The organism is Empedobacter brevis (assembly GCF_965118635.1).
GTDB classification, from domain to species: Bacteria; Bacteroidota; Bacteroidia; order Flavobacteriales; family Weeksellaceae; genus Empedobacter; species Empedobacter brevis_A.
Map to the genome: position 1 here is coordinate 283976 of NZ_CBCPHV010000001.1, position 22697 is coordinate 306672.

The 22697-nt window shown below is 31.5% G+C and carries 13 protein-coding genes; 10 read left to right on the forward strand and 3 right to left on the reverse strand.

What is annotated here, in order from left to right:
• Positions 1–5 precede the first annotated feature (5 nt).
• Positions 6–2936, reverse strand: a complete 2931-nt coding sequence (locus ACMHJW_RS01360; protein ID WP_413531645.1) for a SusC/RagA family TonB-linked outer membrane protein — start codon at positions 2934–2936, stop codon at positions 6–8.
• A 224-nt stretch (positions 2937–3160) separates the two neighbouring features.
• Between ACMHJW_RS01360 and ACMHJW_RS01365 the strand changes: the two genes are divergently transcribed.
• The 10 genes from ACMHJW_RS01365 to ACMHJW_RS01410 all read left to right on the forward strand — a co-directional run bounded on the left by ACMHJW_RS01365 (position 3161) and on the right by ACMHJW_RS01410 (position 18622).
• A complete protein-coding gene (locus tag ACMHJW_RS01365) occupies positions 3161–4180 on the forward strand; it encodes a LacI family DNA-binding transcriptional regulator (RefSeq protein ID WP_413531646.1) in 1020 nt (339 codons plus the stop codon).
• Between the two features lie 162 nt (positions 4181–4342).
• A complete protein-coding gene (locus ACMHJW_RS01370; protein ID WP_413531647.1) occupies positions 4343–5689 on the forward strand; it encodes an MFS transporter in 1347 nt (448 codons plus the stop codon).
• Positions 5690–5694: 5 nt separating this feature from the next.
• Positions 5695–6351, forward strand: coding sequence for a beta-phosphoglucomutase (gene pgmB, locus ACMHJW_RS01375; protein ID WP_413531648.1), 657 nt, complete (start codon positions 5695–5697; stop codon positions 6349–6351).
• 27 nt (positions 6352–6378) lie between these two features.
• Entirely contained in the window at positions 6379–8676 is a 2298-nt protein-coding gene (locus tag ACMHJW_RS01380; protein WP_413531649.1) for a glycoside hydrolase family 65 protein, read from the forward strand.
• 247 nt (positions 8677–8923) lie between these two features.
• Positions 8924–10771 (forward strand): glycoside hydrolase family 13 protein, encoded by a 1848-nt coding sequence (locus ACMHJW_RS01385; protein ID WP_413531650.1) that lies wholly within the window; start codon positions 8924–8926, stop codon positions 10769–10771.
• An 86-nt stretch (positions 10772–10857) separates the two neighbouring features.
• Positions 10858–13035: a glycoside hydrolase family 97 protein gene (locus tag ACMHJW_RS01390; RefSeq protein ID WP_413531651.1), complete on the forward strand. Its 2178-nt coding sequence runs from the start codon at positions 10858–10860 to the stop codon at positions 13033–13035.
• Between the two features lie 92 nt (positions 13036–13127).
• Positions 13128–14783, forward strand: coding sequence for an alpha-amylase family glycosyl hydrolase (locus tag ACMHJW_RS01395; RefSeq protein WP_413531652.1), 1656 nt, complete (start codon positions 13128–13130; stop codon positions 14781–14783).
• A 25-nt stretch (positions 14784–14808) separates the two neighbouring features.
• Positions 14809–16200 carry an alpha-amylase family glycosyl hydrolase gene (locus ACMHJW_RS01400; protein WP_413531653.1) on the forward strand — a complete coding sequence of 464 codons (1392 nt, stop codon included), beginning with the start codon at positions 14809–14811 and terminating at the stop codon, positions 16198–16200.
• A gap of 79 nt (positions 16201–16279) precedes the next feature.
• A complete protein-coding gene (locus ACMHJW_RS01405; protein WP_413531654.1) occupies positions 16280–16891 on the forward strand; it encodes a PepSY-like domain-containing protein in 612 nt (203 codons plus the stop codon).
• A 129-nt stretch (positions 16892–17020) separates the two neighbouring features.
• Positions 17021–18622, forward strand: a complete 1602-nt coding sequence (locus ACMHJW_RS01410) for a class I SAM-dependent methyltransferase (RefSeq protein ID WP_413531655.1) — start codon at positions 17021–17023, stop codon at positions 18620–18622.
• Between the two features lie 73 nt (positions 18623–18695).
• Here ACMHJW_RS01410 and ACMHJW_RS01415 read toward each other — a convergent pair whose 3' ends face one another.
• Together ACMHJW_RS01415 and ACMHJW_RS01420 are read right to left on the reverse strand one after the other, a co-directional pair.
• Complete coding sequence (locus ACMHJW_RS01415) at positions 18696–19712, reverse strand: hypothetical protein (protein WP_413531656.1); 1017 nt, start codon at positions 19710–19712, stop codon at positions 18696–18698.
• Positions 19713–19920: 208 nt separating this feature from the next.
• Positions 19921–22662: a M16 family metallopeptidase gene (locus ACMHJW_RS01420; protein WP_413531657.1), complete on the reverse strand. Its 2742-nt coding sequence runs from the start codon at positions 22660–22662 to the stop codon at positions 19921–19923.
• Positions 22663–22697 lie beyond the last annotated feature (35 nt).

Here is a 22697-nt window from a genome sequence, read left to right on the forward strand (position 1 = left end):
CTTTTTTAGAAGTTAACATTTAAACCAAAGACGAATGTTCTTGGTCTTGGATAAAAGTTTCTATCGATTCCGTCAAAAACTTCAGGATCGATTCCGTCATAGTTTGTAAATAAAGCAACATTCTGAACTGCTCCATAAAGACGAACATCCATTCCTTTTATTGCTTGTTTTAGATTGTAACCTAATGTAATGTTATCAATTCTAAGAAAAGATCCATCTTCGATGTAATGGTCACTTGTTAAGTTTGTTGCAGTAATAGCAGAAAAACCTGTATTGTAGTAATCTCTGTGTACATTAGATAAATACCCTTGTCCATTACCAGTTGCTTTAGCTAAATAACCTTTTGCAGACGCCACGTTGTTGTAAACATAGTTTCCGATACTTGCACGAGCTGTTGCAGATAAATCCCAATTTTTGTATCTAAATCTTGTATTGAATCCCATTGTTACATCAGCAAATGGACTTTTGTGTAAGTAACGATCGTCTTCGTTGATAACACCATCATTATTCAAATCTGCATAAGCACCTTCGATAGGTTTTCCATTTGCATCATAAATTTGTTTGTAAACTAAGTATGAAAATGGTGTATGACCTTCTTTGTGAACTTGAATATTGATACCTGTTCCTCCGTCGATACCTCCAACATAGTTGTCATTTTTTAGGTTGACAATTTTGTTATCATTATATGCAATATTATAACCGAAAGACCAATCAAAATCTTTTGATTTGATGATATCAGCATTGATGCTAAATTCAACACCTTTATTCTCCATATCTCCAATATTTTGTTTGATTTTATTAGAGAAATTGGTAAATTGATCTACATAAACTTCGGCAATTAAGTCTTTTGTTTTCTTTTGATAAATATCTAAACTACCGTAAATTCTATTTTTGAATAAGGCATAATCAATACCAATATTTAAGGTGTTGGAAATTTCCCATTTCAAGTTTGGATTAACTTTTTCTGGACGATAAACTTGGTAGAATTTATCTCCAAATTGATATTGCGCTGATGACAAACTTTGTGTATATCGTGTTAAGAATAAATAATCTTCTAAACCATTTACGTTACCAACTTGTCCGTAACCAACACGTAATTTTAAATCACTAAGTGTAGAATTTCCTTTCAAGAATTCTTCGTTTGCTACATTCCAAGCAAAAGCTGCAGAAGGGAAATATCCCCAACGATCATTTGGATTTAATTTTGAAGAAGCATCTGCACGTAATGTTGCTGTTAAGATATAGCGATTATCGTAGTTATAATTAATACGTCCGTAGTAAGACAATAATACACTTTCATATTTGTCTACAACTGCTGCAATTTGACCAATTTCAGCTTTCTCTGAATCGAAAGAGAATTTATCAAAACCAAATTTTTGATATCCGTAACCAGCAATAGCATTTAATGTTGATAAACCAAAAGATTTATTATACGTTAAATAAGCATCTAATAATTTGTTCGAGAATTCGTTGCTGAAGTTAGAATAAGAACCATCCCATTTTGTATTTTTACTTGGTAACGCATAATTTGTTACTTTTCTACCATTCGCGTTTGTGATATCATAACCAACATTTACAGTAGCAGTTAAATCTGGTAAGAAATGCAATTTATAATCCATTTTTGCATTTCCAGCAAAACGTCTTGTTTCTGAAGTATCGCTAACTTCGTTCAACAAAGCGATTGGATTATTTGGAGTTAAATCTCTTAAGAAATATTGTCCGTCAATTAATTGCGTATAAACATTGTATCCTTGCCAAGAATTGATTCCGTTTGAGTAAACAGATTGAGTAGGATCAAACTCTAAAGCTGCTCCAATAGCATCTCTATTTCCAAAAATATTTTCGATATATGAACCACGTGCATTCACTTCAAATTTTAAATGATCATCCAAGAAAGAAGGATTAAGATTAACACTCAAAGTTGTGCGGTTAATATTATCTCCTTTTAAGATACCATCTTGATTTGTATTAGAAATAGAAAAACGAGAAGGCATAAAATCACCTATTTTACCAACTGCACTAAAATTGTGATCGAAACCAACAGCTGTTTTGTAGATTAATTTTTGCCAATCAGTATTTGTATTTCCTAATTTTGCAATATCATCAGCAGTACCGTGTTGATTTACAAGAGCTCTAAATTCGTCTCCATTCATCAAATCAACCATTTTGATAGGGTCATATACAGAAGTTGTAGAGTTGTAGCTGTATTTGAATTGCTTCCCTTTTCCTTTCTTAGTTGTAATTAAAACAACACCATTCGCTGCACGAGAACCATAAATAGCAGTTGCAGAAGCATCTTTCAAAATAGTCATCGTCTCGATGTCGTTAGGATTTAAGAAATCTAATGGATTACGAGATCCTCCAATTTTTTCATCCGAAATAGGTAAGCCGTCAATAACATATAAAGGCTCTCGGTTTAAGGAAATAGAACTATTTCCTCGAATTAAGATTTTTTGATCATCACCAGGAGCTCCACCGCTAGATGTTACCACAACACCAGCAATTTTACCTGTCATTAATTCTTGCGCAGAAGTGATTGATCCTTTGTTGAAATCTTCTGAATTTAATTGATTTACAGAACCTGTAACATCTTCTTTTTTTGCTGTACCATATCCAATTACAACAACTTCTTTCAAGTTTTCTGTCGTTTTAGACATACGAAGTTGTAATTGCGTTTGTCCCGCAAAAGTTATTTCTTGATCGTCATAACCAAAAAAACTGATAACAATTATATCACCATCGTTCGCTTCTAATGTAAAATTTCCTTTTTCATCAGAAACTGTTGCTTCTCCAGTAGTAATGTTCGAAACATCGGCACCAGCTAGAACCGTGTTATTAGTGCTATCTTGCACTGTTCCTTTTATCGCAGTTTGAGCAGATAAAATAGCAGGGCTTGATAAAACTAATGCTAGAAGAGATTGTTTTAAAATCCTCATATATTTTTCGTTTTGTTTCGTTAATTATTAATTTATATTTTTACTTCTCATTACCAAATGTAAGTCGTTTAATTGATTGATTGTGTATGTAGTACACTGAGTAATTAAACGAAAACGTTTTCGTGTTAATAAATAATTAAATTAATTGTTACAGAGTGTTAATTTTTGATAAAAAAGGCTGAAATTAGTAAAATAAGAAAGGGGTTTAAGGAAGAAAGAAGATTATGAAAAAGAATTTGACATTAAAACAGATTGCAAAAGAGTTAGATGTATCGATATCAACGGTGTCTAAGGCATTAAAAAATAGTGAAGAAATTAGTGCTGCAACCAAACAAAAGATTCAAGCATTTGCAAAATTATATAACTATAAGCCCAATAATATAGCATTGAGTTTAAAGAACCGTAAGACGAAAACTATTGCGGTTATTATTCCCGAAATTGTACACGATTTTTTCGCTATGGTAATTAGTGGTATCGAAAATTTAGCAAATCAATATGGTTACAATGTGCTAATCTGTTTGTCAAATGAATCGTACGAACGAGAAGTCATTAACATGGAAATGCTTGCTGCGGGTAGTATAGATGGCTTTGTAATATCACTTTCAAAAGAAACTCAAGCTAAAAAAGATTATCATCACATCAAAGAAATCATAAATCAAGGAATGCCTGTTGTAATGTTTGACCGTGTTACGCGTGAAGTTTATACCGATAAAGTTATTATTGATGATGTTCTAGCTACACAAGAAGCGATACAATATTTCATAAGTAAAGAACGCAAGAAAATAGGCTTTATTACCACACCAGATTATATCAGTGTAGGGCGTTTAAGAACAGAAGGTTATAAAAGAACGTTAGAAGCAAATGGAATTGAAGTAGACGAAAATTTAATTTTGCGTGTAGAAGACGAGAGTCATTTGGACACTATGATTGATGACTTTTTCGAAAACAATAAATTCGACGCAGTAATGGCTGTGAACGAATTATATGCAGCAAAAGTGTTGAGAGCTGCATTGAAGAAAGGAATTAAGGTTCCAGAAGAGTTAAATATTATTGCCTTTACAGATGGTGTAATCTCCAAAAACTCAATCCCAAGCATTTCTACAGTGAAACAAAATGCATTCAAAATGGGTGAAATTGCAGCACGTTTATTGATTCAAAAATTAGAATCAGAAAATGAACATGAACATTATATTACCGAAGTTGTAGGAACAGAATTATTGCACCGAGAAACTACAACGATTTAGTAAGTTTTTTCGGGTTAAATAACTGTTATAGTTGTAATAATCTCAAAAAAAAGTTTTAACATTGTAATCAAATCAAAACATATTTTTACTTCTCAAATCACAAAAATATAGTTTTGATAAGCATAAAACGCTTATCGTAAAATACATAAATAAATTACGATAATGGGAAAGCGTAGATTAGGATTTCTAGAAATCTGGAATTTAAGTTTCGGATATTTAGGAGTTCAAATGGGTTTCGCCTTGCAAAACGCAAATGCGAGCCGTATTCTAAGTTCATTTGGTGCCGATGTGCACGAATTGTCTTGGTTCTGGATTGTAGCACCTTTAATGGGATTGATTGTTCAACCTATTATTGGTCATTATTCAGATAATACTTGGTCTAGATTCGGACGAAGAAAACCATACTTTTTATTGGGAGCATTGCTCGCTTCTATAGGGTTAATTTTAATGCCTCAAGCAGGAGCATTTACTTCATTAATGCCAGTTCTATGGATGGGCGCAGGTTTTTTGATGATAATGGATGCTTCATTCAATATTGCAATGGAGCCAATGCGAGCATTTGTAGCAGATATGTTGCCTTCGGATCAGCGAACATTGGGTTACTCAATTCAAACTGTAATTATTGGTTTAGGAGCGGTTATAGGTTCATGGTTGCCTTATATTCTGAGTAATTGGTTTGGTGTTTCAAGTGTTGCAGCAGAAGGAGAAGTTCCATTTCACTTAATTTTATCTTTTATTATTGGCGCAATAGCAATAATAGTAACAGTTTTAATCACAATTTTTACAACAAAAGAATATTCACCACAAGAATTAGAAGCTTTCGAAAAAGCAGAAGGTCGAGAACCAATTGTAGAAGAAAGAGCAAGTTTAACTCAAATTTTTACCGATTTTGGAAATATGCCAAAAACGATGAAACAATTGGGCTTAGTTCAGTTTTTTACTTGGTTTGCATTATTTGGCATGTGGGTATTTGCTACTCCAGCAATTGCGCATCACGTTTATGGATTATCATTGAATGATACACATTCCGAAACATATCAAAAAGCAGCCGATTGGGTTGGGATAATCTTTGGAGTTTACAACGGGATTTCAGCAATTTTTGCATTCTTTTTACCAGCAATAGCTTTAAAATTTGGTCGAAAAACTACACACGCTATATCATTAATTTGTGGAGGATTAGGATTAATTTCAATCTATTTTATTCACGATCCAAAATTATTAATCCTTTCTATGGTCGGAGTAGGAATTGCTTGGGCAAGTATCTTATCTATGCCTTATGCAATTTTAGCGGGAGCTATTCCTGCGAAAAAAATGGGCGTTTACATGGGAATTTTCAATTTCTTTATTTGTATACCTCAAATCGTCAACGCATTGTTAGGCGGTCCAATTGTAAAATATATTTATAACGATAATCCAATCTATGCCATTGTTACCAGTGGTGTTGCGTTAGTTATTGCAGCACTTTTTGTAACGCGAGTAAAAGACGTGGATGAACCAATCAAAGCATAATCATTTTGAAAACAAAAGCATTTATTTTTGATTTAGATGGTGTCATTGTTGACACTGCTAAATACCATTATTTAGCATGGAAAAAATTAGCGAATAATCTAAATATCGATTTTACGCATGAACATAACGAATTATTGAAAGGTGTTTCTCGTGTTCGTTCATTAGAAATTATTCTTGGATTAGGTAATGTCGAAGCAACTGAAGAACAGAAAAACGAATGGTTAATTCAGAAAAATAAAGAATATTTAGAATTCATCGATAAAATGGATGAGTCTGAAATTTTACCAGGCGTAATGAAAGTTTTAAAATTTCTAAAAGAAAATAATCAACCAATTATTTTAGGTTCAGCTTCAAAAAATGCACGCCCAATTTTAGAAAAAGTTAATATCCTAAGCTATTTCGATGATATTGTAGACGGAAATGATGTTTCGAATGCGAAACCAGATCCTGAAGTTTTTATCGTTGGAGCGAAAAAAGCAAATCAAACAAACGATAATTCAATTGTATTTGAAGATTCAGTTGCAGGAATTCAAGCCGCAAATATTGCAGGAATGACAAGTATCGGAATTGGAGATTTTTCTGTTTTAAATGAAGCGAAATATAACTTCAATAATTTTAATGAAATCACAGAAGAATTCTTATTAGAATTAATCAATCAATAATTATACAAAAGACAATAAAGAAACAAAATGAATCAAGATTATATCATCCCAAATCCGTGGTCAATTATCGAAGAAGGGTTTGAAAAAGATCGTGTAAAATCTTCAGAAAGCTTATTTTCAATTGGAAATGGAGCAATGGGACAACGCGCTAATTTCGAAGAATTTTATTCAGGCGATACATTTCAAGGAAGCTACATTGCTGGTGTTTATTATCCAGATAAAACAAAAGTAGGATGGTGGAAAAATGGTTATCCAGAATATTTTGCTAAAGTGTTGAATGCTCCAGTTTGGATTGGAATTGACATCGAAATTAACGGTGAAAAATTTGATCTAAATACATGTAAAGAAGTTAAAAACTTTCGTCGTGAATTGAACATGAAAGAAGGTTTATTAGAACGTTCTTTCGTTGCAATTTTACCTTCTGGATTAGAAATAGAAGTAAATGTTTGTCGTTTTCTTTCTGCTGATTTAGATGAATTAGGTGTTATCAAATATGATATTAAACCTCTTAATGGAGATGCAAAGATAGTTTACAAACCTTATGTAGATGCAGCTGTAAAAAATGAAGATGCTAACTGGGAAGAAATTTTCTGGCAACCAGTTTCTTCTGAAATAAAAGGTGAACAAGGTTTTGTACAAGCACGTACGTTTAAAACACATTTTGAAGTGGTAACATTTATGGAGAATAAAATCTTAGTAAATGGAAGTTATCAACAAATCGAACCATCAAATGTTGTAAAAACAGAAACAAAAATAGAATTTACTTACGAAGTTGAGGTAAAATCGAATGATACAGCAACAATAGAGAAGTTTGGTGGTTATGTTGTTTCAACAAATCATGCTAAAAATGAATTAGTTTTTGCTGCTGAAAATGTATTGTCTCAAGCAAATGAATTGGGTTATCAACAATTGTTGAAAAACCAAAAAGAAGCTTGGGCAAAGACATGGGATATGGCAGATATTACCATAGAAGGAGATGTAAAAGCACAACAAGGAATTCGTTTTAATATTTTTCAATTAAATCAAACTTATTCAGGAAAAGATGCTCGTTTGAATATTGGACCAAAAGGTTTCACAGGAGAGAAATACGGAGGTTCTACATATTGGGATACAGAAGCATATTGTTTGCCTTTTTATATGGCAACAAAAAACCAAGAAGTTGCACGAAATCTATTAATGTATCGTTTCAATCAATTAGAAAAAGCGATAGAAAATGCAGAGAAACTAGGTTTCAACAATGGAGCAGCTTTGTATCCAATGGTTACAATGAATGGAGAAGAATGTCACAACGAATGGGAAATTACATTCGAAGAAATTCACCGAAATGCAGCAATCGCATTTGCCATTTTTAATTATACACGTTTTACAAACGACGAATCTTATATTCCAGAAGCTGGTTTAGAAGTTTTATTAGGAATTGCTCGTTTTTGGAAACAACGTGTAAATTGGTCAAATGACAAAAAACAATATGTTATGTTGGGTGTTACAGGACCTAACGAATATGAAAATAATGTGAACAATAATTTCCATTCCAACTATTGTGCGCAATGGTGTATGAATTATTTATTGGAACAAGCAGAAAATGTCAAAACAAATCATCCTGAAGATTATGCAAGAATTGCAGCTAAAACAAATCTATCGAATGAGGAGTTAACAGAAATGAAAAAAATTGCAGCAAATATCTATTTTCCATTTAGTGAAGAGCACGATGTTTATTTGCAACAAGATGGTTTCTTAGATAAAGACTTAACACCAGTTTCTCAATTATCAAAAGAAGAACGCCCAATTAATCAAAAATGGTCTTGGGACAGAATTTTACGTTCAGCTTATATAAAACAAGCAGACGTTTTACAATCATTCTATTATTTTGAAGATCAATTCTCAAAAGATCAATTAGAAAAACATTTCGATTTCTATGAACCATTAACAGTTCACGAATCATCTTTATCACCTTGTGTACATTCAATTCAAGCCGCAACTTTGGGAAGAATGGAACAAGCTTATACATTTTATTTAAGAACATCTCGTTTAGATTTGGACGATTATAACAAAGAAGTTCACGAAGGATTACACATTACATCAATGGCAGGAACATGGATGTCAATTGTAGAAGGATTTGGAGGAATGCGTGTGAAAAACGGACAACTATATTTCGAGCCACGTTTACCAGAACAATGGGAAGGATTTTCATTCAAAGTCAATTTCCGTCATCAAATCTTAAAAGTTATTGTAAACAAAGGAGAAACAACATTTGAATTGGAAGGAAACGTACCGTTAGAGGTTTATGTTTTCGATCAAAAAATAATTGTTCAGCCTTCGATTTAATAAAGGGAATCTAATACCTTGAAGGCTTCGGTTTTCAGGGTATTTTTATCTAAAGTTGAAAATTTATATGTTTCATTTTATGAATTCAGATTTTCTAAAAAAATCATCATAATTCCTATAAAAACCCATTTTAAGTCATTGAATAAAAATGAAGGATAATAAATAAAAAAGATGACTTTATAAACTTAGAAAAACCATAAAACAAATGGATTTCTGGTGAAGAAAGCATCTTAGAAAAACAAAACACATGAAAAAAATACTATTATTATCATCTTTCTTATCAACATTTGCTTTTGCTCAAATACAAAAAGTAGAGCCAATGTTTTGGTGGAAAGGAATGAAAAATCCGGAATTACAGATTTTGGTTTATGGGAAAGATATCAATAAATATACGATTGAATTATCGGATCAAATTCAAATTAAAGAAATCCAAAAAACAGAAAATCCAAATTATGTTTTTGTAACCGTTAATACGAATGATGTTAATAAATCATCTTTCAAAATTAATCTGAAAAACAAAAATAAAATTGTTGATTCGTATATATATGAGTTAAAAAATCGTCAACCAAATTCAGCAAATCGTTCTTCATTTTCTTCAAAAGATGTTGTGTATTTAATTATGCCCGATCGTTTTGCAAATGGAGATGAAAGCAACGATTCTAAAAAAGAGTTAATTGATAAAGCAGATCGCTCTATTCCAGATAGTCGTCATGGTGGAGATTTGCGAGGAATTATCAACAATTTAGATTATTTACAAAATCTTGGTGCAACAGCAGTTTGGTTAACGCCAGTTAATGAAGATAACGAAAAACAACATTCATATCATGGTTATGCACAAACCGATTTATACAAAATAGACGGACGATACGGAACCAACGAAGATTATCGCGAATTATCTCAAAAATTAAATCAGCGCGGAATGATGCTGATTCAAGATTATGTAACCAATCATTGGGGATTATCACATTGGATGATTCAAGATTTGCCTGCTCAAAATTGGATTAATCAATTTCCTGATGGAGGTTTCAAAGGCTTTAAACGTTCTAATTATCGTACAAGTTCTCAGTTCGATACAAATGTTGCAGAAGTAGATAAAAAAGAAGCTCTAAATGGTTGGTTTGATTTATCTATGCCAGATCTGAATCAATCAAATCCTTTAGTCTTAAAATATTTAACACAAAATGCAATCTGGTGGATTGAATATGCAGAATTGGGCGGAATGCGAGTAGATACTTATCCATACAATGATAAAGAAGGAATGGCAAAATGGGTAAAAGCAATTACAGATGAATATCCGAATTTTAATGTTGTAGGAGAAGCTTGGATGCATTCGCCAGCGCATATATCGTATTGGCAAAAAGATTCTAAAATTGCCGAAATCGATCATTACAATTCATATTTACCTGCGGTGATGGATTTTAATTTATTTTCAGAATTACCAAAAGCAATCAAAGAAGAAGAATCTTGGGATGGAGGAATGATAAAATTATACAATTCATTTACCAACGACTTTTTATATCCAAATGTGAACAACATGTTTGTTTTCATGGAAAATCATGATACAGATCGTTGGAATGAAATTATGAATGGAAATCTTAATGATTATAAACTTGGTTTATCATTAATTTCTACAGTTAGCGGAATTCCACAAGTATATTATGGTTCTGAAATAGGAATGCGCGGAGATAAAAGCAAAGGAGATGCTTACATTCGACAAGATTTCCCTGGCGGATGGAACTCAGACAAACAATCAGCTTTTAAGGAAAGAACAGAGGAACAAAGCGCTTTTTACGATTTCACAGCAAAACTTTTGAACTGGAGAAAAAATAAAGAAGTTATTCATTCAGGAAAAACAAAACATTACATGCCACAACATAATGTTTATGTGTATTTCAGATACAATGACAAAGAATCTGTAATGGTTATTTTGAATGCAAATCGTGAAAAACAAACCTTAAAATTAGATCGTTTTGCCGAATCATTAAACGGAATCACTTCAGGAAAAGATATTATTTCAAACAAAGTTTTACCAATTAACACAAATGGCGAAATAACAATTGATGGAAAAACATCAATGATAATAGAATTAAAATAATATTTCGATGAATTTGTAAGAACAAACTTTACAAGTTTTGTTTGACAAAGGAGAAATTAAAATGAGATAAAACAAAAACAAAAAATATGAAAAACTTTAAGTATATATTGGGATTAGGAATCGCAATGATGAATATGGTTTACGGACAAGAATTAAAATCGCCAAATGGTGATTTTGTAATGGATTTCTCTTTGTCTAAAGACGGAAAACCAACATATCAATTAAAATACAAAGGAAAAGATGTTGTAAAACCAAGTCATTTAGGATTTGAGTTTAAAACAAAACACAAAGAAATGGACTTTGCAGTTCAAGATCGTGTAGAAGATGAAAAAGCAAAAGATATTGCGAACTTTTTCTCAGGTTTTGAAATTGTAGGTACAAAAACAGCTACATTCGACGAAACATGGAAACCTGTTTGGGGAGAAGTAGATAAAATTAGAAATAATTTTAACGAATTAGCTGTAACAGTTTCTCAACCAAATACAGATCGTCAAATGATTATTCGTTTTCGTTTGTTCAATGAAGGATTAGGTTTCCGTTATGAATTTCCAGAGCAAAAGAATTTAAAATATTTTGTGATCAAAGAAGAACATTCGCAGTTTGCAATGGCTGGAGATCACACAGCTTTTTGGATTCCTGGAGATTATGATACACAAGAATACGATTACACAGAATCTAAATTATCTGAAATTAGAGGATTATTTGACAAAGCGTATATCGGAAATGCATCTCAACAAGCTTTCTCAAAAACTGGTGTACAAACAGCTTTAATGATGAAAGCTACGAATGGACTTTATATCAATATTCACGAAGCAGCTTTGATTAATTATCCTGCAATGAGTTTAAATTTGGATGATAAAACATTAACATTCGAATCTTGGTTAACACCAGATGCTTTAGGTGATAAAGGTTATTTACAAGCGCCATTCAATACACCTTGGCGTACAATTATTGCAAGTGATGATGCAAGAGTGGTTGCATTTAAAGGACCACAATTAATTTATAATCTAAATGAACCTTCAAAAATAAAAGATACTTCTTGGATCAAACCAGTGAAATATGTTGGTGTTTGGTGGGAAATGATTACAGGAAAAGGTTCATGGGCATATACAGACGAATATCCAACAGTACAATTAGGAATTACAGATTATAAAAATGCAAAACCAAATGGAAAACATGCAGCAAATAACGAACATGTGAAAGAATATATTGACTTTGCAGCTGAAAATGGTTTCGATGCTGTTTTGGTAGAAGGTTGGAACGAAGGTTGGGAAGATTGGTTTGGAAATCACAAAGATTATGTTTTTGATTTTGTAACAGCTTATCCAGATTTTGATGTGAAAATGTTAAACGATTACGCAAAATCAAAAGGTGTAAAAATTATGATGCATCACGAAACATCTGGTGCAACGCGTAATTACGAAAGACATTTGGATAAAGCATATAAATTTATGCAAGACAATGGTTACAATTCTGTAAAAAGTGGATATGTTGGAGATATTGTTCCTCGTGGCGATTATCATTACAGTCAAAATACAATCAATCATTATCAATATGCAATAGAAAAAGCAGCTGATTATAAAATCATGGTAAATGCGCACGAAGCAGTTCGCCCTACAGGAATTGCTCGTACATGGCCAAACTTAATTGGAAACGAATCTGCTCGTGGAACAGAATACCAAGCTTTCGGAGGTTCAAAACCAAATCACGTAACTATTTTACCATTTACTCGTCTTTTAGGAGGACCAATGGATTATACGCCTGGTATTTTCGAAATGGATATTAAAAAGTTAAATCCAAATAATCATTCACATGTAAATTCTACAATTGCAAACCAATTAGCTTTATATGTAACAATGTATTCACCATTACAAATGGCAGCGGATATTATCGAGCATTACAAACAATTTTCTGATGCTTTCCAATTCATTAAAGATGTGCCAGTAGATTGGCAAGATTCTAAATATTTGGAAGCTGAACCAGGAAAATATTTAACAATTGCACGTAAAGATAAAAACTCGAACAATTGGTTTATTGGAAATGTAAACGGAACAGATGTTCGTTCTACGAAAATAAAATTAGATTTCTTAGACAAAGGCAAAAAATATCAAGCAACAATTTATGCTGATGCAAAAGATGCTGATTACAAAACAAATCCACAAGCCTATAAAATTGAAACAAAAAAAGTTGATTCAAAATCAGTTTTAGATTTAACATCTCAAGCTGGTGGTGGTTTTGCAATTAGTATCAAAGAAATTAAATAAGTTTTTTCAACTTAAAAACTTTTAATTATATGTTCTACGTGATAAGTTAATCAAAAACTTAGAGCGTAGAACTTAAAGCCTTTCACATCATTATGAAAAAAATACTTTTCACATTAGGAATAACTTCGTTGTTTTTAAGCTCTTGTTCCAAAACAACAATGCAAGCAACACAATCAAATCATTCGGAGAAACAACCGTTTGTTTGGAATGGCGCAAATGTTTATTTTTTATTGACTGATCGTTTCGAGAATGGAGACAAAAAGAATGATATAAATTATGGACGAACAGAAGAAACAGCTAAATTAAGAGGTTTTGAAGGAGGAGATTTTCGTGGAATTATCAATAAAATAGAAGATAATTATTTTTCTAATCTAGGAATTAATGCGATCTGGATGACACCAATTGTAGAACAAATTCATGGTTCTGTTGATGAAGGTCAAGGGAAAACATACGGTTTTCATGGATATTGGACAAAAGATTGGACTTCTATTGATAAAAACTGGGGAACTGAAAAAGAGTTGCAGGAATTAATTGATAAAGCACATGCGAAAGGAATCCGAATTATGCTAGATGCTGTAATCAATCATACAGGACCAGTTACAACTTCAGATGGCGTTTTTCCTGCCGATTGGGTTCGCGTTTCACCGCAATGTACTTACGATTCTTACAAAACAACTATAGAATGTACGTTAGTAAAGAATCTTCCTGATATCTTAACAGAATCTGATAATGATGTTATATTGCCTCCGCAATTAGTAGCAAAATGGGCACAAGAAGGACGTTTAGATAAAGAAGTTGCCGAATTGAATGCTTTTTTTGCAAAATATAATCTTCCAAAAGCACCGAAATATTATATCATGAAATGGCTTTCAGACTATATTCGTAAATATGGAATTGATGGTTATCGCGTCGATACGGTGAAACATACAGAAGAAGATGTTTGGAAAAAATTCGAAGAAATTTGTCAAGATGCATTTGCGGATTATAAAGCAAAAAATCCATCAAAAGTGTTGGATGAAAATAAGTTTTTCCTTGTAGGAGAAGTATATAATTATTCGATTAATGATGCGCAACAATTTCATTTTCCTGATAAAACTGTAAATTATTTCGAAAATGGATTCGATGCATTGATTAATTTCGATTTACGTTCAACTCAAAATGAATCCAATCAAAAAGTTTTTGATCGATACAATGATATTCTTCAAAACAAAATGAAAGGAAAATCTGTAATGAGTTATATTACATCGCACGATGATGGTTCTCCTTTTGATAAAGATCGTCAAAATACATGGGATGCAGGAACTCGATTATTATTAGCGCCAGGAATTTCTCAAATTTATTATGGAGACGAAACAGCTCGCCCTTTAGTAATAGAAGGAGTTAATGGAGATTCAAATCTTCGTTCGAATATGAATTGGGAAGATATTAAACCAAATTCAGAAACGGAATCATTATTGAAACATTATCAGAAATTAGGACAATTCAGAAGGAATCATTCAGCAGTTGGAGCAGGAAATCAAACAGATTTACAAAATTCTCCGTATCTTTTTACAAGAAAATATAAAACGGATGAAGTTATTATTGGTTTAGAAATGCCAACAGGCAAAAAAACAATTAATACAAATTCAATTTGGAAAGATGGGACGAAAGTTCGTGATGCTTATTCAGGATTTTCTGGAAAAATTGTTAACGGAAATTTAGAATTGAATACTCCATTTAGTATTGTATTATTGGAGAAAGTAAATTAATTTTATTAAAACTAAGAACGTAAAAATGATAAAAAAAATACTTGGTTTAACTTTGATGACAAGTTTGTTTTTGACAAGTTGTAACAACAACAAAAAAGAAACAAACAAAGAAGAAGTTAAATCTGAAAGAAAAGAACAAGCAATTTTACCATTTACAGCAGATATGGCAGAAACTTCTGTTATTTACGAAGTAAATGTTCGTCAGTTCTCACCAGAAGGAACTTTTGAGGGAGTGACAAAAGAAATTTCGAATATCAAGAAATTGGGTGTTAAAATCCTTTGGATAATGCCTATTTATCCAATTGGTGAAGAAAACAGAAAAGAAGGTTTAGGTTCGTATTATTCAATCAAAGATTACAGAGGAATCAATCCAGAATTTGGAACTGCAGAAGATTTCAAGAAGTTAGTTGATGAAGCGCACAAAAATGGAATCTATGTTATTTTGGATTGGGTAGCGAATCACACAGCTTGGGATCATCCTTGGGTAAAACAACATCCAGATTGGTATGAACAAGATAAGAATGGAAAAATGCATTCGCCTTATGATTGGTCAGATGTTGTAGCATTAAATTTTGATAACAAAGAAATGCGCAAACAAATGATTGCTGATATGAAATATTGGTTAGATGATTTCAAAATTGATGGTTTCCGTTGCGATATGGCACACGAAGTTCCAACAGATTTTTGGAATGAAGCAAAACCACAATTGGCAAATGGTCGTGAAATCTTTATGTTAGGCGAAACAGAAAAACCAGATTTGTTAGCGAACAATGCTTTCGATGCAGCTTATGGTTGGGAATTGCATCATATTATGAATGATATTGCAAAAGGAAAGAAAAACGTTTCTGCGATTGATACTTATATGGATTCGATTCCGAAAAAATGGCAAGCAGATGATTACAAATTACTATTCACTTCAAATCATGATGAGAACTCTTGGGCAGGAACTGAATATGAAAGAATGGGTGATGCAGTCGAAGTATTTGCTGCACTAACTTATACTTTACCAGGAATTCCTTTGATTTATAATGGTCAAGAAGAAGATTTTAATCGTCGTTTAAAATTCTTTGTCAAAGATTCTATCGATCGTAATCCAAATGCAAAAATGCGTAGCGTTTACGAAAAATTAGGAGAACTAAAAATTACAAACGAAGCATTTAACGGAGCGAAAAAAGCAGCTTCTTACGAACGTTTAAAAACTTCTGATGATAAATCTATTTTGGCTTTCAAACGTCAAAAAAATGAAACAGAAGCTTACTTCATTGCCAATTTCACAAAGGCAAATAAAGAAATTACAGTTCCAATTAATGGTTCATATAAAAACTTTATGAACAACGAAGATGTTACATTTGATGCAACGAAAAAACTGAAATTAAAACCTTGGGAATACCTAATTTTGGTTCAGAAGAAAAAATAAATTCTTAAAAGCTGGTTAAATTTTTAATCAGCTTTTTTTGTGGTATAATGCTTGTTGATAAATATTCAAAATCCAAATCATGAGAAGAATATTTTTATCAACGGCAGCAATTTTAAGTTTAATTTTATCTTCATGCGATTCGAAGAAATCTGGAGATAATGATGCTATATCAAATAAGTCAGAAGCTGCAGAACAACCAATCGTTTCAGAAACTGATATTTCAACCAATGTAGAATCATCTGCTTCGCCAAATACTTATGTTGTTTTGCAAGATAACGGACAACAGAAAACGATTACTATTGATGCAAACGAAACAGTAATTTCAGCGAATAATTTACCTGTAAATGCACAGAAATTTGTTACTCAAAACTTTGGTAATATTGAATTTATACATGCTGTAAAAGAAGTTGAACAAAATACCACAACGTATAATACTCAACTAAAAGACGGAACTAAAATTGAGTTTACAGATAATGGAGATTGGATAGAAGTGAAAAATGAATTAGGAAAAGCACTTCCAAATAAGTTTTTCCCAGAGAATATTCAAAAATATCTTCAAACGAAATATCCTAACATAAATGTAAAATCAATTGAAATGGATACAAAAGACAACGAAATAAAAGTAGAATTGTTAGAAACAAAAGTTGATTTGAAATTTGATTTGAACGGAAATTTTATCAAAATTGATTAATTATTAATACGTACAAACCTTGTCAATAGATGAGGTTTTTTTAATTTATATTTTAAAAACTTTACAATAATCTTCACATCAATTTTCTGCAAATTTCAATATATTTATATTAGAAAAAAATAAACCAAAATGGATAAAAAATATTTAAGATCATTAATTTTTAGACATCTCGATGGTTTGGTGACAGCTCCAGTGTTAAGCGCTTTAGCAAGAAAAGGTATCTTGCATTATATTGTTGAACGCAAAACATTATTGTTAGAAGAATTGACAGATGAATTTCAGACGAACGAAGGTTATTTGAATGTTGCTTTGCGAGTTTTAGCATCTCAAAATATGTTAGAATATTCTGTTGATAATGCAAAAAATAGTGTAGAAATTCAAACCAATAAATATTCAGATCGAGCATTTACAAATATTGATATTTACCACGATTTAGCTACTTTTTTAGCTGAAGATGAAGTTATAAATCAACATGATTTCTCAGAAGAGTTTTGTAAAAAATGGATTAAACTATTCGATAAATATAAAACCTATTTGATAACAGTAGATGAAAAAGAGTTCTTAGAGAAACCGCTACATTATCAAATTACAAAACACATCGAAGGAACTTTAGTAGGGCCAATTATTGTTCGAATGGGAATGAGTGGATTGTTTCACAAATATTTTATGGAAGCTTCTTTCAATCCAGATGAATTTCATAAAAATCCTCAAACTTTTGAAAAAATATTGGAAAGATTAACCGAATTAGGTTGGTTTACAAAACACGAAAAGAATTACAAATTTACAGAAATGGGATTGTTCTTTGCACGACGTGCTACTTCTTATGGTGTAACAGTTTCTTATTTACCAATGTTTGCGAAATTGAATGATTTACTTTTTGGTTCGCCAACCAAGTTGCGCGAAATTTCTGAAGGTGAAGATGAACAACATGTAAACCGAGAAATGAATGTTTGGGGAAGTGGAGGAGCGCACTCAACATATTTCAAAGTTATAGATGAGTTTATTGTAGAAATTTTTAATCGTCCTATAGAAGAACAACCGAAAGGAATTTTAGATATGGGATGTGGAAATGGGGCACTTTTACAACATTTGTATGATGTGATAGAGCGCCAAACTTTACGCGGAAAACACCTTGATGAATATCCTCTTTTTTTAGTTGGTGCAGATTATAATCAAGCCGCACTAAAAGTAACTCGTGCTAACTTAATCAAAAATGATATTTGGGCAAAAGTGATTTGGGGCGATATTGGCGATCCTGATCGATTGGCAACCGATCTGAAAGATGATTATTCAATAGAATTGAGTGATTTATTAAATATCAGAACGTTTTTAGATCATAACCGAATTTGGGAAGATGTAAAAGATGTCAAAACGAATCGAATTAGTACTTCGACAGGAGCTTTTGCTTTTCGAGGAAAACGATTATCAAATAATGATGTTGAACAGAATTTGTTGAATCATCTTAAAAAATGGGCGCCTTATGTGGATAAATTTGGATTATTACTGATTGAGTTGCATACGATTCCTCCAGGTTTAACAGCTAAAAATTTAGGAGAAACACCCGCTACAGCTTATGATGCAACACATGGATTTTCGGATCAATATATCGTAGAAGTAGATGTATTTCATCGAATTTGCGAAGAAACAGGTTTGCTCCCAGACAAAACATTGTTCAAGAAATATCCAAATAACAAATTGGCTACAGTGAGTATAAATCTTCTTAAACGATAAAATATATATAATTATAAAATCAAAAAGCTCAGCAATTGCTGAGCTTTTTAGTTTTTTTATTTTTTTAAATTAATTAGTTAAGTGTAATTTTTGCTTGACTAATTTTGAATCCATTTTCATAAACATTAAACGTATAAACACCTTTTTGAAAGTCTTCATTTTCCCAATCAAAAGTTATATTTTTTGTTTGTCCGTTTGTGTAATTAAAATTAATTGCATCAGAAAAATTCACAGTATCACCAGATCTTAATTCTATTTGTCCACCTTGTGCATTTCCATATCTTCCTAATGATCCGTCTGGATTATAGATCGCAACATATAATTTTTTGTCACCTGATTCTGTTCTAGAATTACGATCGACATCAAAAGAAACACGAATTTTATCAATACGTTTTGCACGTGTTTTTTCTACTTCTTTTCCGCTGTTTCGTACACGAATTCCTGTTATTTTTTGATTTGATACAGATAAAGTAGAACTTAGTTCGTTGATTTTTCCTTTCGAAATTGCATTATCTTTTTGGCGAACATTCTTTTCTGTTTCGTAGCTATAAGTTAGCTCTTTATTATTTTCTCTTAAGTTGTTATTGTCCGATGTAAGAGCAGCATTTTTATTATTTAATTCGTCTACACTTCTAACAAGAATAGCGTTTTCTTTTTGTAAACGAGCAACTTCCGTTTTGTAATTTCTTACACTTCCTTCTAAATCGTTGATCATTTTACGAGCACGATTCATTTCTTCTGCAGTTGGATTGTCTTTATCTAAGATTTCTTGAATATCTTGATTCTTTAATTGAATCATATTTTCTTTATCTCCTAATAAATTATTACGATCCTCAATTCGAGCTTTATATTGAGTATAATCGCTTAAAATCGAATCATATTGTTTACGAATTTGATCTTTCTGACCAGTTTCATTTTTAAGAATTTGAGAATTTAAAGATTCATTTTTTTCAAGATTTCCGATTTGATTTGCTTGATAAATATTATATCCTACACTTCCTGCTAATAAGATTCCAACTAATGCCAAAGGAACTACTAAACCATTTTTTCCTTTGTTTACCGGTTGATTGTTTTCTTCTAATCCTTGCATATAAATTATTATTTAAGGTTAATTGTTTTTTTTTGGTAAGAAATTATAATGCCAAAAACTTAGAATGATTTTAAAAAAAAGGTTTTTTAACAATTTTTTTTACATTTTAGACTGAAAATGAATAATTATCAAGATTTTTCATTCTTAATAAGTAATAAAAAAAGCTCCAGAATCATCTGAAGCTTTCTTTTATTGATAATCAATTAATTTATTTTTGGTTAAAAGTTCCTGTGTAAACAGATGTTAATTTATCCAAAGAAATATACTTTTTGAAAACTTGGTTAACTTGATCTACATTTAGTTTATCTACTTTTTTCTCTAAATTATCAAATTCATCAAAACTAATTCCGTTTAATAAATAGCCATTAGATAATCCTAATAAAGTTCCATCTGTTCCTAAAGACGTGTTTCGACTATTTTTCCAGCTTACGATATTTGTTTTTAATTCTTCTGCTGTAAATCCGTCTTTTAATGCTTTTGCAACTTCTTCTTTCAATGCATTTTCAACAGCTTCACGTTTTGTAGGATTCAAGAATGCATAATATCCCCAAGAAGCCGCATCATTTTTAGGATCATTTGGGATTGATACATAAGAACCAGCTCCGTAGCTAATTCCTTCTTTTTCTCTTAATCGCATTGGAATACGAGCAGATAAGAATCCTCCGCTTCCAATCATTTCATTTGCCATAACCATTGCTGGATAATCTGCACTTTCGCGATTCATCTTGAAGTTGATTGCTCCAACAGCAGCTGCATTTTCTTTGTCTGGAATATTGTAAAGTTTATCTTCTTTCTTCGTTGCTGTAAATGTTGGATATGCTTTTTCATATTTCGATTCGCTTTTCCATTTACCAAAAGTATCATTCAATAATTTTTCAACTTTTGATTTGTCATTTGTTCCAACAATAGAAACAACTCCGTTTTGAGCACCTAAAATATTTTTGTAGAAATGAACTAAATCTGATTGTTTTATATTTTTTAATTCTTCTTTTAATTCATTGAAAGAAGCTGTGTAGAAAATTGAAGATTTAGGATAATTAGAAGTTAAACGTCTAATTTCATTGAATGCTAAAGCTTGAGGATCGTTTGTGTTTGCGTCCAAATACGTTACATATTCTGTTACAGTTTTTGTTAATTCTGCTTCTGGGAATGTAGATTCTGTAATGATTTGGCGAACAATATCCATTGTTTTATCTAATGAATTTTTGTACGTATTAATGTTTACAGTTAATGTTTGACCACTAAATCCGAATCTAACCGTAGATTTTAAAAGATCTAATTGATCTTTGATTTGTTCTTTTGTTAAATTTTTTGTTCCAGCTGTTAATAATTGAGCGGTTAATTGACCAATCATTCCTTTGTTTGCTAAATCTTTTTCATTAGAAATAGGCAAATTAAATGATAGAATAACTTTTTCTCCTTTTATTTCTTTGTCAATTATTCCATATTTTAGACCATTATTTAATTTTCCTTCCGCATAATTTGCTTTTAGATTTTTGATCGAAGCTTCGAATGGTTTTGCTTCTTTTTCTACTGCACGACCTTTGTAATTAGCAACTAGTTCTGTAATCTGTTTATTTGTTAATTCATTTGGTTTTACGCGAATTTCATCTTTAGTTGGGATAAAAGTACCAACTGTTCTATTGTTTGCTCTGAAATATTTCTCAGCAACACGTTTTACATCTTCTTTAGTAACTTTTTCAATGTTATCTCTGTACAAAAATCCTAAACGATAATCACCAGAACCGATAATTTCTGTTAAGTTAATGGCGTAATTAATCGTATTATTTTTCTGATTTTCTATATTTTTGATAATAGTAGCTTTTGCACGTTCTACATCTTGATCGGTATAATTGATAGATGGAACTTTGTCCAATTCAGCACGAATATCATTTTTAGTTTGTTCTATATTTTTTTCTTTTGGAATTTCAGTTCCGATATAGAAAAAACTTGCGTCACGAACTTCTGGACTATAAGCCCAAATAGAAGCGATTTTATGAGTATCAACTAATGATTTGTATAAATATCCTGATGGATCTGAAGTTAAGATATTATTTAACACATCAATTGCTGCATAATCTTTGTCGCTGTATGCTGCAACATGATACATTACACCAACGGATTGAGAATCTCCAGCTCGTTTTACTTCTACAAATTTTTCGCCATCTTGAGCAGGTTCAACGGTTAAAATTTCATCTAAAACACGTGTTGGTTTTGGAATTGTTGCAAAATATTGATTAACATATTCGATTGCTTTTTTCTCATCAAATTTTCCTGCAATAATTAAAGTCGCATTATCTGGTTGATAATATTTTTCATAGAATTTACGTAATTGAGGTGTTTTTACACGCTCAATATCTTCTTTTGATCCAATAGTTGATCTTCCGTAATTGTGCCATAAATATCCAGCTGAAATTACACGTTCCATTAAAACACTTGATGGATTATTTTCTCCAATTTCAAATTCATTTCGAACGACAGAGAACTCTTTGTCTAAATCTTCTTGCTTAATTGTTGCATTAATCATACGATCAGCTTCCATTTCTAAACTCCAACGTAAATTTTCGTCAGAAGAAGGGAAAACTTCATAATAATTTGTACGATCATAATAAGTTGTACCATTTGCAGATCCTCCTTTATCAGATAACATTTTTTTGATATCACCAAGATTTTTTGTCGATTTGAATAGCATATGTTCTAATAAATGTGCCATTCCTTTTTCGCCATATCCTTCGTGTTTTGATCCAACATTATACACAATGTTTACCACCATATTACTTTGCGATTGATCAGGAATTAATAAAACTTGCAAACCATTTGCTAGTTTATATTCTTTAATTCCTTCTACTTGCGTAACAAATGTTGCGGTTTGGTTTTTAGTTTGAGCTACAACATAAGTTGTAGAGCCAAGAGTGAAAACAAGGCATAAACTCAGTAAAGTTTTCTTCATTCGTTTAATTTTATACTAGTTTTTATTGTTGATAA